The sequence below is a fragment of the Agrobacterium sp. K11 genome, from assembly GCF_059429395.1.
Genome location: NZ_JCAHRB010000004.1, coordinates 240792 through 256847, shown reverse-complemented (window position 1 = coordinate 256847; position 16056 = coordinate 240792). Strand labels below are relative to the sequence as shown.

General features: G+C 58.1%; 13 protein-coding genes and 1 tRNA gene. 9 read left to right on the top strand and 5 right to left on the bottom strand.

Going from position 1 to position 16056, the window contains the following annotated elements; all coding sequences use genetic code 11:
- Positions 1-161: 161 nt before the first annotated feature.
- The 4 genes from AC5SEO_RS10920 to AC5SEO_RS10905 all read left to right on the top strand — a co-directional run bounded on the left by AC5SEO_RS10920 (position 162) and on the right by AC5SEO_RS10905 (position 6544).
- On the top strand, positions 162-611 hold the full coding sequence (locus tag AC5SEO_RS10920) for a GatB/YqeY domain-containing protein (RefSeq protein ID WP_026330775.1): 450 nt from the start codon (positions 162-164) through the stop codon (positions 609-611).
- A gap of 382 nt (positions 612-993) precedes the next feature.
- The gene (dnaG, locus tag AC5SEO_RS10915; RefSeq protein ID WP_003513370.1) at positions 994-2979 is read left to right on the top strand and encodes a DNA primase; all 1986 of its coding nucleotides are present in this window, start codon (positions 994-996) and stop codon (positions 2977-2979) included.
- 394 nt (positions 2980-3373) lie between these two features.
- A complete protein-coding gene (rpoD, locus tag AC5SEO_RS10910) occupies positions 3374-5428 on the top strand; it encodes an RNA polymerase sigma factor RpoD (RefSeq protein WP_003513359.1) in 2055 nt (684 codons plus the stop codon).
- 195 nt (positions 5429-5623) lie between these two features.
- Positions 5624-6544 carry a DUF930 domain-containing protein gene (locus AC5SEO_RS10905; RefSeq protein ID WP_038491710.1) on the top strand — a complete coding sequence of 307 codons (921 nt, stop codon included), beginning with the start codon at positions 5624-5626 and terminating at the stop codon, positions 6542-6544.
- Between the two features lie 178 nt (positions 6545-6722).
- Here AC5SEO_RS10905 and AC5SEO_RS10900 read toward each other — a convergent pair whose 3' ends face one another.
- Positions 6723-9275, bottom strand: a complete 2553-nt coding sequence (locus AC5SEO_RS10900; RefSeq protein ID WP_174068541.1) for an HWE histidine kinase domain-containing protein — start codon at positions 9273-9275, stop codon at positions 6723-6725.
- A 253-nt stretch (positions 9276-9528) separates the two neighbouring features.
- On the opposite strand from AC5SEO_RS10900, the gene AC5SEO_RS10895 reads away from it, so the two are divergent.
- Together AC5SEO_RS10895 and AC5SEO_RS10890 are read left to right on the top strand one after the other, a co-directional pair.
- A complete protein-coding gene (locus AC5SEO_RS10895) occupies positions 9529-9954 on the top strand; it encodes a secondary thiamine-phosphate synthase enzyme YjbQ (RefSeq protein ID WP_038491704.1) in 426 nt (141 codons plus the stop codon).
- A gap of 159 nt (positions 9955-10113) precedes the next feature.
- Positions 10114-10491, top strand: coding sequence for a hypothetical protein (locus AC5SEO_RS10890; protein ID WP_003513350.1), 378 nt, complete (start codon positions 10114-10116; stop codon positions 10489-10491).
- A gap of 170 nt (positions 10492-10661) precedes the next feature.
- On the opposite strand, the gene AC5SEO_RS10885 is transcribed toward AC5SEO_RS10890, so the two are convergent.
- Positions 10662-11405, bottom strand: coding sequence for an SIMPL domain-containing protein (locus tag AC5SEO_RS10885; RefSeq protein WP_113291192.1), 744 nt, complete (start codon positions 11403-11405; stop codon positions 10662-10664).
- Between the two features lie 178 nt (positions 11406-11583).
- On the opposite strand from AC5SEO_RS10885, the gene AC5SEO_RS10880 reads away from it, so the two are divergent.
- Positions 11584-11659 (top strand) — tRNA-Ile (locus AC5SEO_RS10880).
- A gap of 156 nt (positions 11660-11815) precedes the next feature.
- On the opposite strand, the gene AC5SEO_RS10875 is transcribed toward AC5SEO_RS10880, so the two are convergent.
- Together AC5SEO_RS10875 and AC5SEO_RS10870 are read right to left on the bottom strand one after the other, a co-directional pair.
- Positions 11816-12178: a hypothetical protein gene (locus tag AC5SEO_RS10875; protein WP_003513347.1), complete on the bottom strand. Its 363-nt coding sequence runs from the start codon at positions 12176-12178 to the stop codon at positions 11816-11818.
- 212 nt (positions 12179-12390) lie between these two features.
- Positions 12391-13023 (bottom strand): outer membrane protein, encoded by a 633-nt coding sequence (locus AC5SEO_RS10870; protein WP_003513345.1) that lies wholly within the window; start codon positions 13021-13023, stop codon positions 12391-12393.
- Positions 13024-13409: 386 nt separating this feature from the next.
- On the opposite strand from AC5SEO_RS10870, the gene AC5SEO_RS10865 reads away from it, so the two are divergent.
- Positions 13410-13862: a hypothetical protein gene (locus AC5SEO_RS10865; RefSeq protein WP_003513344.1), complete on the top strand. Its 453-nt coding sequence runs from the start codon at positions 13410-13412 to the stop codon at positions 13860-13862.
- 202 nt (positions 13863-14064) lie between these two features.
- Positions 14065-14625, top strand: coding sequence for a dual specificity protein phosphatase family protein (locus tag AC5SEO_RS10860; protein ID WP_003513343.1), 561 nt, complete (start codon positions 14065-14067; stop codon positions 14623-14625).
- Positions 14626-14724: 99 nt separating this feature from the next.
- Here the strand turns inward: AC5SEO_RS10860 and AC5SEO_RS10855 are convergent, their stop codons facing one another.
- Positions 14725-15984 (bottom strand): AGE family epimerase/isomerase, encoded by a 1260-nt coding sequence (locus tag AC5SEO_RS10855; RefSeq protein ID WP_162724322.1) that lies wholly within the window; start codon positions 15982-15984, stop codon positions 14725-14727.
- Positions 15985-16056 lie beyond the last annotated feature (72 nt).

The window sequence follows — 16056 nt, the reverse complement described above, 5'->3', positions numbered from 1 at the left end:
GGCTCAAGATTTACGCGGAATTAAACCTTCGCACATTCAAGGGCTTATGCATTTGATTTGCTTGAGCGGGTTTGCTCGGTTATGTCGTTTCGAAAAATAAGGTGGAAAGTTTCCGTGTCGAGACGCTGCGGAATGCACTTTCCCAAGGAGAAGAAGAAATGATGCGCGACACGTTCGCTAATACTCTGAAAGACGCGCTGAAGGCTCGTGACGCCCGGCGTACATCGACCGTGCGTCTCATCCAGGCGGCCATCAAGGATCGCGATATTGCCAATCGCGGCGTGGGCAAGGACCCCGTCACCGACGACGAGATCATGCAGATCCTGACCAAGATGGTGAAACAGCGGGAAGAGTCCGCCAGCATCTATGATGGTGCCGGTCGCGCCGAGCTTGCCGCTCAGGAGCGCGAGGAAATCGTCATCATCAAGGAATTCATGCCGGAAGAAATTCCGGCCGAAAAGGTGCGCGAATTGTGCCAGGCCGTCATCAGCGAAACCGGCGCCTCCGGCCTGCGTGACATGGGCAAGTGCATGAATGCGCTCAAGGAGCGCTATCCCGGCCAGATCGACTTCGCGAAAGCCTCCGGCGTCGTCAAGGATTTGCTGAAGTAGGTTTCGCCCGTTCGGAAAAAGTAAAGGCAGGGCAGCCATGGCTGCCCTGCCTTTTTGCTGCCGACGAAGGCGCATTTCGGCGGATCAAAATGCGGTCACGCGCAGGCGTTTTTCGGGGGACGTGCCTGCGGGCGTCAGCAGCTTTATGAGAATGTCCGGGCGCTGCCTTTGAATATGTTTTATACCTCGGCGACGGTTGGCTCAAATTACAAAAACATAATTTTTTGTGATGATGCGCTGCCATAAATTTGCCCGAAGCGGGCGACAGCGGCGATGCGGTTTTAGTGCGATGGCCTGTGAATATCGGGTATTCCGGTTCTTTGGGTTTGGTACTGACCCCTTTCTGCGCTTATATGAAAGACTGGCCTCGAACAGGTAACCCATGCGATTTTCCAATTCTTTTCTCGATGAGATACGCGACCGCGTGAACATCTCCGATGTGATCGGCAGACGTGTGTCCTGGGATAAGAAGAAGACCAATACGCCGCGGGGCGATTATTGGGCCTGCTGCCCGTTCCATGGCGAAAAAAGCCCGAGTTTTCATTGCGAGGATCGCAAGGGGCGATACCATTGTTTCGGTTGCGGTGTTTCCGGCGATCATTTCCGGTTTCTCACCGATCTCGAGGGGTTGAGTTTCCCCGAAGCCGTTCAGCAGATCGCCGACATGGCCGGCATCTCCATGCCGCAGCCCGATCCGCAGGCTGAGAAGCGCGAGCGCGAGCGCACCTCGTTGCAGGACGTCATGGAAATGGCGACGCTGTTCTTTCAGGATCAGTTGCAGACCGCGCTTGGTGCGCGGGCGCGGGCTTACCTGCGCGATCGCGGGCTGACTGGGCGCACCATCGAGACATTCAGGCTCGGTTTTGCACCAGATAGCCGCAATGCGCTGAAGGAGCATCTGGCGAGCAAGGGTGTGGCGCGCGAACAGATGGAAGCCTGCGGGCTGGTGGTGCATGAAAACGTGCCGGTTTCCTATGACCGCTTCCGCGACCGCATCATGTTCCCGATCCTGTCGTCGCGCGAAAAGGTGATCGCTTTCGGCGGCCGTGCCATGGCGGCGGATGCAGTGGCCAAATATCTGAACTCCAACGAGACCGAGCTTTTTCACAAGGGCAATGTTCTCTACAATTTCGCCCGCGCGCGGCGCGCCTCGCAGGCTTCCGGCGGCACCGTCATTGCCGTCGAAGGTTATATGGATGTCATTGCGCTTTATCAGGCGGGTGTCGAAAATGCTGTCGCCCCGCTCGGCACGGCGCTGACGGAAAGCCAGCTTGAGCTCCTGTGGAAAATGTCGCCGCAGCCGATCCTCTGCTTTGATGGCGACGGCGCCGGCATTCGTGCCGCCAACCGCGCAGCCGATCTCGCCCTGCCGCATATCAAGCCTGATCGTTCGGTGAGCTTTGCGCTTTTGCCCGACGGAAAAGACCCTGATGATCTCGTGCGGCTGGAGGGGCGTGCGCCTTTTGACCGTGTGCTTTCCGAGGCAAAACCGCTCGCGGCGATGATCTGGAGCCGCGAGACGTCTTCGGTGACTTTCGATACGCCTGAAAAGCGTGCCCAGCTTGAAAGCCGGCTGCGGCAGATTGTTGCCGTCATCGGCGACGAGGCCGTGCGGCGTTTTTACCAGCAGGATATGCGCGACAGGCTGAATGCCTTCTTCCAGCCGCGTTTTCAGCAGGGCGGTTCGCAGGGTGGAAATTTCCGTCGCGATGGCCAGCAGGGTAATGGGCGCGGGTTCCAGAGGAACGCTTCCGGACGGGGTGGAGCCATGGCTGCGCCGGCCAGCAACATTTCCGACCGGCTTACCCAGTCCGGTCTGGTCAGGGGGCACCAGACCAAGCCTTCACTTCGCGAAAGCGTTCTCGCAATCACCATCGTCAATCATCCCGAACTGCTGCTTGAGGAATATGACGAGATCGCCGCGATCGATTACGAAAACCGCGATCTGCAACGCCTGTGGTCGACTGTGCTGACCTTTGCTGCGGAAAGTGCGGCCGAGATTTCGCGGGCAGGGCTGATCGAGCGCCTGTCGCAGCAGGGTTTCGAGGTGCTTTTGAAAACCATGGACCAGCAGGTGCGCAATGCGCGCCTGTGGACGGCCACGGAACAGGCGGCGCTGGAAGATGCGCGTGAGGGATATGTGCAGGCGCTTTCCCTGCACAAGAGGACGAAATCCCTGCTCTGGCAGAAGCGCGAGCTGGAACGGGAAATAGGCGAGGCGACGGACGACGAACGCGGCACGCTTCTGGTGCGGGCGCTGGCCGAAGTTCAGCTGGAAATCGGCCGAATGGAAAATCAGGAAGCGATCATCGATGGTTTCGGCGTCATGTCCGGCCGGGTAAAGGGTCCTGCTGTCGGCCATGGCTGAGGACTGCGGCCAAGAATAGAAAGACGTGTGGGGTTGCCTTTTGCTGCAAGCGCCCTAAATAGGGGGTAGTCTGGTGATAACTCGCAAAATGCGGCCCTTTTTATGAATTTCCGTGGCTGTCTCGCCCTCAAAGGCTTGACGGGGCGGGAAATAGCGGGAATCACCAATTCAGGAATAGTAAGGTGGAATGAGCCTTGGCGGATAGAAATTGCATGAGCAAGCATTTTCGGGTGCACTGTCTTTGCATTCTGCCTGAGGCTGCCGTGGTTAATCGGCAATTAAAGATCACTCCGTTAGGTGTCTGACAGTGATTCGCTGTTATCAGCCGGATGCTCTCAAGGCGAACGGCGATGCGGCGGAACAGGTGTTAGCGTCAGGGAAAGCGACGAGATAGATGGCAACCAAAGTCAAAGAAAACGAAGAAGCAGAAAACGAACGCGACGGTGCGACGGACGGTCCGCTTCTCGATCTTTCGGATGACGCGGTCAAAAAGATGATCAAGGCCGCCAAGAAGCGCGGCTATGTGACGATGGACGAGCTGAATTCCGTCCTGCCGTCCGAAGAAGTGACGTCCGAGCAGATCGAAGACACGATGGCGATGCTGTCCGATATGGGCATCAACGTTATCGAGGACGAGGATGCCGAGGAAGCACCGGGCGAAGCCGAAAGCGACGATTCCGATAACGAAGAGTCCGAAGGCGGCGAACTGGCACCTTCCGGCGGTACCGCGCTTGCGACCGCGAAGAAAAAAGAACCGACCGACCGTACCGACGATCCTGTGCGCATGTATCTGCGCGAAATGGGTTCCGTAGAGCTTCTGTCGCGCGAAGGCGAAATCGCCATCGCTAAGCGCATCGAGGCCGGCCGCGAAACGATGATCTCCGGCCTTTGCGAAAGCCCGTTGACGTTCCAGGCGCTGATCATCTGGCGCGACGAACTCAACGAAGGCACGACGCTGCTGCGCGAGATTATCGATCTCGAAACCACTTATTCCGGCCCGGAAGCCAAGGCTGCCCCGCAGTTCCAGAGCCCGGAAAAGATCGAGGCGGACCGCAAGGCCGCCGAAGAGAAGGAAAAGACCCGCAGACTGCGTGCGCCCTCCGGTGACGAGGATGTGACTGATGTGGGTGGCGATGGCCTGCCGCCGGAAGAGGAAGAAGAGGACGACGACGAGTCCAACCTTTCGCTTGCCGCGATGGAAGCCGAGCTGCGTCCGCAGGTCATGGAAACGCTCGACACCATTGCCGACACCTACAAGAAGCTGCGCAAGCTTCAGGACCAGCAGGTCGAGGCTCGCCTTGCCTGCACGGGGACCCTGTCCTCCGGTCAGGAGCGCCGCTACAAGGATCTCAAGGACCAGTTGATCACGGCTGTGAAGTCGCTGTCGCTGAACCAGAACCGTGTCGACAGCCTTGTCGAGCAGCTTTACGATATTTCCAAGCGTCTGATGCAGAACGAAGGCCGGCTGCTGCGCCTTGCGGAATCCTATGGCGTCAAGCGCGACAGCTTCCTCGAGCAGTATCACGGTGCGGAACTCGATCCGAACTGGATGAAGTCGATTGCCAATCTGGCCGCCCGCGGCTGGAAGGAATTCGCCCGCGAGGAAAGCAACACGATCCGCGAGATCCGTCAGGAAATCCAGAATCTGTCGACGGAAACCGGTATTTCCATCGCCGAATTCCGCCGTATCGTTTCCATGGTACAGAAGGGTGAGCGCGAAGCGCGTATCGCCAAGAAGGAGATGGTCGAGGCCAACCTGCGTCTCGTGATCTCCATCGCCAAGAAATACACCAACCGCGGCCTGCAGTTCCTCGATCTCATTCAGGAAGGCAATATTGGCCTGATGAAGGCGGTGGACAAGTTCGAATATCGCCGTGGTTACAAGTTCTCGACTTATGCGACATGGTGGATCAGACAGGCGATCACCCGTTCGATCGCCGACCAGGCGCGCACGATCCGTATTCCGGTTCACATGATCGAGACGATCAACAAGATCGTTCGCACCTCGCGCCAGATGCTGCACGAGATCGGCCGCGAGCCGACCCCGGAAGAGCTGGCGGAAAAGCTGGCCATGCCGCTTGAAAAGGTGCGCAAGGTTCTGAAAATCGCCAAGGAGCCGATTTCGCTCGAAACCCCTGTGGGTGACGAAGAGGATTCGCATCTCGGCGACTTCATCGAGGACAAGAACGCGCTGCTGCCTATCGACGCCGCCATTCAGGCCAACTTGCGCGAGACGACGACCCGCGTTCTCGCCTCGCTGACGCCGCGTGAAGAACGTGTTCTGCGCATGCGTTTCGGCATCGGCATGAACACCGACCATACGCTGGAAGAAGTCGGCCAGCAGTTCTCGGTCACGCGCGAACGTATTCGCCAGATCGAGGCGAAGGCACTTCGCAAGCTGAAGCATCCGAGCCGCTCCAGAAAGCTCAGAAGCTTCCTCGACAGCTAAGCCTTTGCCTGCTTTAAAATTGAACCCGGTCAGTCACCTCTGGCCGGGTTTTTTGTTTCCCGCACTGGCGATCTCTGCGACAAGCCTTATGTGTAAAAACAAAGCGTTCCGCGTTTTCGGAAATGCTCAGGTTCGATTTGGCTCGATAACATGCAACAGGTTTCGGCAAGCAGATGGCGAGGGAAGGGATGGGCGGTGCCCGTCTCCGTGTTGCTGCATCTGGCTGTGGTCGCGATCTTTCTTTTCGAGCTGCCCGAACGCATAGCCGAACCGCAGGAGCCGGAAAGCATCAGCGTTGATCTGGTGCCGCCGCCTGAGGAAAAGAAGCCGGAAGAAGCCAAGCCTCCCGCCGCCGAGCAGGCAAAGCAAGAAAAGCCGCAGCCTCCACCACCGCCGCCCGCTCCGCCGGCAGAGGAGCCGAAACCTTCGCCGCCCTTGCAGGCGACGCTGCCGGCGATCGCCATGCGGCCGGAGGAGACGCAGGCGGACCCAGAGGACAAGCCAGGTAAGGCGGAGGAAGCGGACAAGACCGAGCCTTCCAAGGAGCCTGAAAGCCAGCCTGAAAAGACGGCTGAGGACAAGCCCGCGCCATCTGCCGCCAACGGCGATCTCAAGGCTTCCGCCGAACAGGGAGAAATTGCGGTTTCACCCGTCAAGCAAGAGGCTGAGCCGGAAAAGGCGCCTGTGCCGCAGGAGAAACCGGCTGACGAAAAACCTGCCGAGGTGGCAAAGGAGAAGCCCGCGAAACTTCCGGCCGCGAAACAATTATTGTCTTCGTCGCTGCTTTCTCCGGCCCAAAGACGCCAGATGTTTGGTGATCTGCCGCCCCGCCGCCGCATTGTTCAGCTTTGCAGCACGGAGGCTCTGGCGCAAATTCAGGGCGCGGGTTTTGCCGCCCGTGGCATGATACCCTATTCGGATACGGGCGGGAGGATATCGGGGAATTCGATTGATGCTTCCGGCGGCGCATTCAACACCGGCAATAGCTGGCACGATGTGTCTTTTCAGTGCGAAGTCGATCTGGATAACTACGCCGTGACGGCCTTCCGGTTTAAAATTGGGAACGCCTTAACACCAGATGAGGCGAAAAAGCGGGGCTTCACCCGATTTCAATGAAGGCTAGTTTTTTTAAACTTTTGGTTTGCTGACGAAGGTTTCCGTCCGCCACTCCGTCATCCTCGGGCTTGTCCCGAGGATATGCAACCGACTGATCTCGTAGACGTGTTTAAATCCTTGGGACAAGCCCAAGGATAACGTCCAGTCTGGACATATGTCGGCCAGCAGGGCTAGGAGCTTACACCCTCTCCGTATCCCCGACCAACAGCCCGATACCCGCCATCAGCGCATCTTCGTCGTACGGCTTCCTGATAACAGGCACGTTGCCGAAGTCGTCAGGCACCATGCTGGCATCGGCATAGCCGGTGGCGAACAGGAAGGGGATGCCGCGGCGGTGAAGCTCGCGTGCGACGGCGATGGAGGTGTCGGAACCGAGATTGATGTCGAGGATAGCCACATCCGGCACGTAGCTCTTCAGCTTCTCGATGGCCATTGCCGAGGAGGTCGCGGTTTCGATTGTCTTGATGCCGTTGTCTTCCAGCATGTTTTCCACATCCATGGCGATCAGCATCTGGTCTTCTACGAGCAATATTTTCAACGTTTCCTCCCGGTTGGACCGTCTGGGTTGTGGTACGGTGTCATCCTCCGTCTTCATCTCGGAAGCTGTCATGACTGCTGAGATATGGCGGGAGGGCAGGAGAATTTCCGCCTCCAGCCCATCAGGCAAATACCGGATGGTGCTGCGTCCACCCAGATCGTAGGGGATGCTGCGGCTGATGAGCGCCGTGCCGAACCCGGAGCGTGATGGTGTGGGCAGCTTGGTAGGCAGAGTTTCGCGCCAATGTATCAGGCAATCGCGGTTTTCGTCGACTTCCCAGCGCAGATCCAGTTTTCCGCCGGTCTGCGCAAGCGCGCCGTATTTGGCAGCATTCGTCGCCAGTTCATGCAGTACGAGGGCCATGACGGAAAATGCGCGCGAATCGAGCGTAACCTGTGGTCCGGCGAGATCAACAATAGCCTCGGCTGAACGGTGCGGCGACAATTCGGCGTCCAGCAGGTCGCGCAACGACCCGCCGCCTTCACCGCGAATGATCTGGTCATGGGCAAAGGACAATGCCTGGATACGACCCTTCAGCGCACCGACATATTCCTGAAGGGTTTTACCCTCCTGCGAGGGATTGCCGACCAGCGATTTGATAATGGCGAGAACGTTCTTGACGCGGTGGTTGAGTTCCTCGTTCAGCATGCGCTGGCGCACTTCCGCGCGCTCCCTTTCGCCCGCCATCAGCTCGCTGTGATGGAATGCGACCTCGACCAACGCTATTCTTGCGGCTTCGGCAATTTCCCGGTCCGCATCTGACCATGGCTGCGCCTGCAGGCGCACGGTCTCCTTCCAGATCGCGAAGCTCTTGCGCGGCGTGAGACGATCGCCGAGCGGACCGGTCTCATAGGATTTTTCCGGGTTGCCGGCCCAGTTCAGGTTCTGCACGATCTCCCTGCGGAAAAACAGCAGATAGTCGTTTTTGACCTGCGACAGCGGAATGGCGAGCATTCCGGCTGCGATATCTGCATAAATCTCCGCTTCCGGTATGGCTTGCGAGATGGCATGGGTTGCCCAGACCCTTCCCTCACTGACAGAGGTTACGAAGCGCGCCAGCCTTGGAATGGCATCCGCGGGCGGCGTTGCGCCGTGGCCGTGCCAGTTGTTGTCCACCCAAAGACCGACGCCGTCGCATGGCATCAGATCGGCAAAATCCTGGAAACTGTCGATCAGCAGTTCCTCGATGTGTGCGTGATGGGCGGCGAGCCGGAGGAAGCGGTCGAGAGCGGCATGGGCGTGGTTGACGGTATCGAGTTTGCGCTTCTGCTTAAGGACCTGCAAATGCATGGAGAAAAACTCTCCAAACATTTCTGCGGCGATCCTGACTGACATCGTCAGAACGCGTGGCGAATAATGGTGGCAGGCGATAAGACCCCACAGGGCGCCATCGACGATCACCGAAATCGACATGGAGGCACCAACGCCCATATTGCGAAGATATTCGCAATGGATGGGAGAAACGCTGCGCAAATGCGCGAATGACAGATCAAGCGGTTCACCAGACACATCGATGGCGGGCAATACGGGAACTCGTATTCCGCTGGCGTCGGAGATGATGCGCAGTGTGTTTTTAAGATAGAGCGTGCGGGCCTGCTGCGGTATGTCGCTTGCCGGAAAATATTGTCCGAGAAAGCTTTCCAGTTCCGGCTGCTTTGCCTCCGACACGACCTTGCCTGCACCGTCATCCTCGAAACGGTAGATCATCACCCGGTCGTAACCCAAGGTCGCCTTTACCAGCCGGGTTGTTCTCGAAATCAGGCTTTCGACCGTGTCTGCCTCGCGAATGCGGTCCACCATCTTGCGTGCGGTGCCAAGCGGCTGGATCTCGCTCCCCGACGGTTCGAATTCGATGATCGTCGTGGATTTATAGCGGTGGAGCGCAATATCGAAGCTGCGACCATCGCGCAGTTCCATATTGGGCAGCATGGCAGGGCGGGTGGTTCTGCCAGTTACCGTGAGTGCGTTGCGAAGGTCATGGACGAGATTTTTACCAAGCACTTCTTCGGCGGTTCTGCCGTTGATATCGCCATCGACGCGCAAAATCTCGCGACAGTTTTCCGAGTGTCGTAGGACAATGCGCATGGCGTTATCGCAAGCGATCAGGCAGCCGTGCGGTTGTATATAACCTGGAATGTGGATGGGTTCGCGGTCGCAATTTGTCAGGTCGACATTATAATCAGTGGATGCCATGAATCTATCTCTCGCACCCTCTGCCTGTCTTGCACTGAAAATAGTTTAGTCGTCCGCAGACGGGAAAGCCTGAATGGTTCATTCTGATAGTGCCAATCCTTCCCCGTTTTTTTGCAACCGTGACGCCGGTATTCCGTTCTATTAAAGGCAGCCGCCATGTCATGGAAGCACGCCTTTTCGCCATCAGTTACAATTCGACATGGTCCAACGTTTGCAGTGCCTAATTTGTTCCGAATTTTCTAAAGGAAATAACGTGCCGCAGAAGAAAATGACCATTACCACCACCCACGGGCAGGGGCTCTACGAATTTACGTCCGAAGCCGAGCGCTTTGTGAAGGAGGCAGGCGTGGACGAAGGCCTTTTGACCGTCTTCGTCAGGCACACATCCTGCTCCCTGCTTATCCAGGAAAATGCCGATCCGGATGTCCGACGCGATCTGGCGATATTTTTTTCCCGCCTCGTGCCACCTTCCGACGATGTCTCCATGCGCTGGGTCGTCCACACGCTCGAAGGCCCTGATGACATGCCTGCTCACATCAAATCGGCCCTGACCGCGGTTTCCATCGGAGTACCGATCAGCGATGGCAGGCTTACCCTTGGCACATGGCAGGGCCTTTATCTTTTCGAACATCGCGACCGGCCGCACCGCCGTGAAATCGTTCTGCATATCTCCCCATGATTCCCGTCAAAAGCCCTGCCTTTTCCTTTCGTTTTCCCGTTAATGTCTCTGAACGTCTGCTGAACATGCGGTTCTGTCGGCGTTCAGGCGGGCGGGTCTAGGGTCTCGTCAATCGCCGGGGGACGTCCCTGCCGGCGCAGAAACAAACGGAGTGAGTTCATGTTCAGCACCTTCGCAAAAGCCGGCCTGGCTGCCCTCATCGCCCTCGGCGGAATTTCCGTCACCGCCCCAGCTGCTTCGGCTGGCCCGGATGTTCAGCTCAGAGTTCAGGTTCAGGATGGATACGGTCATGACAGAGGCCGCGGCCCGGGCTGGGGTCGTCCCGATCGTCCTGGTCCGGGTTGGGGCCGTCCTGACCGCCCGCGTTACGGTTGCTCGCCACGGCTTGCGGAGGAAAAGGCTAGCCGCATGGGTCTTCGCCGCGCGCGCGTTGTCGATGTATCGCCGCGCCGTGTCGTGGTTGCAGGCTTCGACCGTCGCGGCCCTGACCGCATCTTCTTCGCCAATGAGCGTGGTTGCCCGGTGATCCGTCGCTAAACGGCTGATATTGATCCGCGGAAATCCCCCGCCCTTCGCGCGGATCGAAAAAATGCCCCTCGCTTGTTATGACAGGCGGGGGGCGTTTCTTTTTGTGGCCTCTCGGGTGGCGGTTACGCGCAGCCGTTCGGCAAATGCGGGCGGCGGGCAGTGCCGCCGCTCCGACTGTTTTATTCGCCCAGGGCGAAGGTGACGTTGACCACAACGCTGTAGTTGTTCTCACCCGAAGCGATCGGCACGTTGTCGGCCTCCTTCGCCATCGAAGCGCGCATCATGGTCTGCGGCACCGGCATGGGGCGCTGCATGTTCTCGCTGATTTGGATCACGCGTCCAAGCTTCACGCCCGCCGCTTCCGTCAGCGTTTTCGCTTTGGCCAGCGCATCGGCAACGGCTTGCTTGCGGGCCTCGGTCACGGTTGCTTCCGGCTTGTCATTGGTGAAGGTAATATCGCCGCCTTGGTTGATACCGAGCTTGACGGAGGTATCGAGTATCTCGCCCAGCTTCTTCAGGTCGCGTACGCGCACGGTCAGTCCGTTGGAAACTTGATAGCCGGTAATTTCCGGTGCGACGTAAACGCCGTCTTTCGGTTCATAATGCTTATAAAGCGGCTGCACGGAGAAATTGCTCGTCTGCAGGTCGCGGTCTTCGATGGCGGACGCCTTCAGCGATTTCAGAACCTCGGCGAGCGCCTTGGAATTCTCTGTCAGAGCCGCAGCCGCCGTTTCCGCCTGCTTTACGACACTGAATGACAGGATCGCCATATCGGGCGCGATTGCCGATTGACCTTCGCCGGAAACACTGATGGTTGCTTCGCGCGGGGTGGCATCCTGCGCAAGAGCATTACCGGCAAGCGGCATCATTGCTGCTGCGGTCAATGCACTAAGTGCGAAAAGGCGGGCCTTTGTCGTCGTCATGGTGTTTCCTCGTTGATTGTGTCCCTTTGCAGGGTATTGCCTTAGATTGTGAAGCTAATACGGCAACGGCAGCTTGCGATAGCATCAATGGCTTGTCGGGCCGTAAAAATTACGTTAGAGCGTGACCCACCGGATTCGAACCATTGCGAAGCCGGTGTTTCGGATAATTTTTCCGAAAGGGCCTGTAGCTCAATGGTTAGAGCCGGCGGCTCATAACCGCTTGGTTGGGAGTTCGAGTCTCTCCGGGCCCACCATTTTCCTTATATTTTGAACAAGTTGGTGCGATTCCGTATAGCAAGTCGATACATCATCGATCATTGCGCATTCCTTGGATTTTGCTCATCCAACAAAAAATCCGACCAGCCATTCAGACTGATCGGATTGTTCATTACGGATTTTCAGCTATGGGGTCAGTCGCAGACCCGCATGCTTTCGGTGTGCCAGCCGCCATCATAGGAATTGGGAACGCGGCGGTCTTCGAACCAGCAGCGTGGGCGGGGCGGCGGTGGTGGCTCGTAGTAGCGGGGACCGCTGTTGCCGCCGTTGGCGATTGCGCCGCCGATCAGGCCGCCGATAACGCCTGCAGCCAGTCCGCCGGCAATCGCAGCACCATCATTGTGGCGGCGGTGTTCGCGATAGGGCGGTGGGGGCGGGCCGCCACGGTCGTAGCGCGGACGATAGGGATAGTCCTGCGCGGCAGCGGTGCCGTAGGACGCGAAGACGCTGCCGGTGGCAACCAGCGCGGCAAGGGTTGTAAGAATGATCTTTTTCATCGAGGGCTACTCCATAAGCCTGCTTCGGGAGATAGAGGCTCATTATGCCCGCATGATGGCACGGGCCGGCTGAACGGTCCGTGAATATCTCATTTTTGCGATGTTCACATTTTCCACGTTTTTAGAGTCTCAGGGCGAAGCTGGTGCGGCGTTCCGACAAAGAAAAAGCCCGGCACTTGGCCGGGCTCTTTTGCTGACGTTTGACGACGCTATCAGAACTTCACACCAAGGCCGACCTTGACGGTGCTCTGGTCGAAATCGGTGTTGACGCCGAAGATGTCCTTGTCGCCATAGTCATTGTAGCGATATTCAATTCTGCCGAACACATTGTCGGTGAAGGCATAGTCCAAGCCAGCGCCGACGGTGTAACCGTTGAACGTGGTGCTATCCTTGCCGGCGCCAGGCGTTTCGATGAAACCGCGCGTCGCTGTCCAGCCGGCGGTACCATAGATCAAGGCACGGTCGAAAGCGTAACCGACACGGCCACGAACAGAGCCCTGCCAGTCGGTGCCGATGTTCACGCCGGCATAGTCATTGTCGTTCCAGTTATAATCGACATCGCCTTCGATACCGAGGACGAAATTATTGTCGAACTGGTAATTGTAACCGGCAAAAGCGCCCAGAATGCCGCCATCGAAACTATCCGACGCGACAGGGCCGCCAGCCGAAAAATCGCCGTTCGCCCAGCCTGCGCCGCCTTGAATACCAAGATACGGACCAGACCAGGTAAATACCGGCAGGGTTTCCTGCGCGACCGGAGGCGCCGGTGTTTCGTAGACGGCATCCGCAGCCATCGCGGTGCTGGCGGACAGGGCCAAGAGTGACGTTACGATCAGCGTTTTCATCGTTTTTCTCCCTAAGCTGATTGACTTCTATAACATATATTAGGTGCATTTAATATGGGTCGGAGATCGGCGGTTCCAAGGGGCAGATTGTTCCCTCGCGTTGCCGGCCTTCCTTGCCCAAATCGCGACGTTTTTTACCGCCCCGTCATGCTGTTCTGATGCGGCGAACGCCTTCAACGGCGTTTGGTTCCTTTCGCCGCCTTGTCAAAGCGAAGGGAGAGGGGTCACGCTTGGTTGTCTTGACAGCGGGGGGCACGACCATAGAGTTGTGCCTGTCTGCGGCAACGCCGGTGCTTCGACACCTGGATAGGGCTGATGTTGCGGGCAGGAATGGGCAAGGGAGGACAGGATCGCATGCGGGTTAGTTTTCATGGGGGAGGGGCGACGTGATTGTCGGAGCCGTTCTCAGTGCCATTCTTCTTCTCACCCTCATCGCGTTTCCGCGGCACCTCAAACCGGTCGTCATCTGCCTGCTGTTGATCTGGGGAACCACTGCCGCCTTTGTCATTTACGACTGGCAGCGCGGTAGCCAGCGGCTCGACCATGTGATTGCGACGGCTAGCTTCGATGCGGCGTGCACGGATGCGGCATTGCCGATCCGCGTCAGCTTCCGCAACGACAATAATGTTGCCGTGCAGCGCCTGACCTATACGCTTGAAGGGTTCGAGCCCGCCTTCCGCGCCTCCGTCGCCTTCGATCCCTATCAGGTGAGTGAAAGGCGGATCGAGGCCGGGGAGACCTTTGCCGCGTGCCGCTCTTTCCGACTGCGCAACAATGAAACGGTAGATCCGCAACGGCTGGAATGGCGCGTCACCATCGTTTCTGCGGAATTCGATTGAACGGCTGTCGCTGCTTCCGACCCTCACGGTTTCTTGAACATTTTCGTGCTGTCGCCTGAACCCCTTGTTTCGCAAGGGGTTCGTAAAGGTGCCCGCGTCGTTGCCGGCCACGCCGAGGCCGCTTTCGCCGTTGCGGGACTTGTTTTCGCCGATTTGCAATGCCACCTGCCCACCCGTCCGATGAATATTGCGGGTTTAGGTTTTGCGTATAGTTCTGAAGTTTCTGAAAATTGCCGCCATTGGCCTGGTGGCTCTGCCGGTTCTGGCCGGCGCGCATATGGGCATCGGCCAGCTGACCGGAAATTTTCACGAGGTCATTCCCGGCGAACTTTATCGTTCGGCCCAGCCGAGCGGCAAGGACATCACTGCCTATGCCAAGGCCTACGGCATCAAGACGATTATCAATCTGCGCGATGAAAAGCGTGAAGGCTGGTATGACGCCGAAAGCCAGGCAGCGAAAAACAACGGCGTCCGGCTGGTCGATTATCCGCTGAGTTCAAGCGAGAAGGTCTCGGTGGAGGAAGCGGAAACGCTCGTCGCCGTGCTGCGCAACGCTGAAAAACCGATCCTCATCCATTGCGAACACGGCGCCAACCGAACCGGGCTCGCCTCCGCGATCTATGTGAGCGCCGTTGCCGGCAAAAGCGAGGCTGCCGCCGAGTTCCAGCTTTCACCCTATTACGGACATGTGCCGATCCCGGGTATCGGCCGTTATGAAATGTACCAGTCCTGGGATGATTTCGAGGAAACTATCGGATTTTGAGGCGCCTCGATATGCCGACACCCCGGATTTGATCCGGGGTCCCGCATGATCACGTCCGGTATGACGGAGCGTGTCAGATGCTTCATTCTTGCAGCGGCCTCAATAGGAGCCGCCGCCTTCCTTGATCACTTTCGTCAAACTTCCCGTTGCCGGAAATAGCGGGATCAGGCAGGCCTGAAGCGCGTGGTAGATGTCGCCCTTGCCGGGGAAAAGCGTGTTGGCTGGAACCAGATTTTCCGTCAGCTCCTCGTGCCAGCCGCCATTGTCGTGGTCGATGAAATTGTTGGCGATCGTGCTCCAGATGCGGCGGTAGCTGTCTTCGTAGAATTCGTCCGCCGGCAGATTTTCGTTGAGGAAGTGGGCTGCACCCGCCGCCTCGCACATGGGCCACCAGAGCTTTGCCGTCTTGTCGGGATTGTCGTGCCAGTCGAGCGTATAAAAGAAGCCGCCTTTTTCGCGGTCCCAGCCAAGCGCCATGGATTGCACGAAGAGCGATTTTGCCGCCACCGGCATCCAGTCGTGGCGGCGTTCGCCCAGCACCCACAATTGCAGTATGAGGCGCGCCCATTCCAGCCAGTGGCCGGGAGTGGAGCCGGAGGGGCGGAACATTTCGTTGCCACGATACTCCTTGTCGAGCGTCCAGTTCTCGTCAAAATGCTCCGGCACGCGGAAATCCAGCTCACCGGCGCGGCGGCGGATGACGAGATCGGCGATGCGTTCGGCCTTCGTCAGGTAATTGCTGTCGCCGGTCGCCTCATAGGCGGCCATCAGCGCTTCGGTCAGATGCATGTTGGAATTCTGGCCGCGATAATTGTCGATGGGTGACCAGTCGCGGTTGAATTCCTCGGCGATAGCGCCGTGTTTTTCTTCCCAGAAACGGGTTTCCAGAACCTCGGTAATATCGGCCAGCATCTTGTCAGCAAGCGGGTGGCCGACAGTTTTGGCGGAGGAAGCGGCCAGAAGCACGAAGGCGTGACCATAACCCTGTTTGGTGGCGTCCACCGGGCCGCCATCGTTGACCTGCCAGAAATAACCGCCGTGCTCGCTGTCACGATGATTGTTCCAGAGGTAGGTCATGCCGTGGTCGACGATATCGCCGCAGCCCGGCCGTCCGAGCAGGTGGCCGATGGAGAAGCAATGCACCATGCGTGCCGAGGCATGGATGCCGCGCACGGGATCGTTTTTCTGCAGCGGCGCACCCTTTGCGTCGAGATCGAAGAAGCCACCGGCCGGATTGACGGCGCGGTACTGGAAGAAGTCGAAAAGCCCATCGGCCTGTTTGACCAGCCACTGGCGATGCCATGGCAAGGTGTTCCAGTTCCGGTTGTTGTGGTCGTCCTCGGGCATTTCGTCCTCCATACGGTTTGCTGCTTCGGCTTATATCCTTGCTGCATAAACCTGTCATCTGTCAGTGAAATTTCGTAGTCTGCC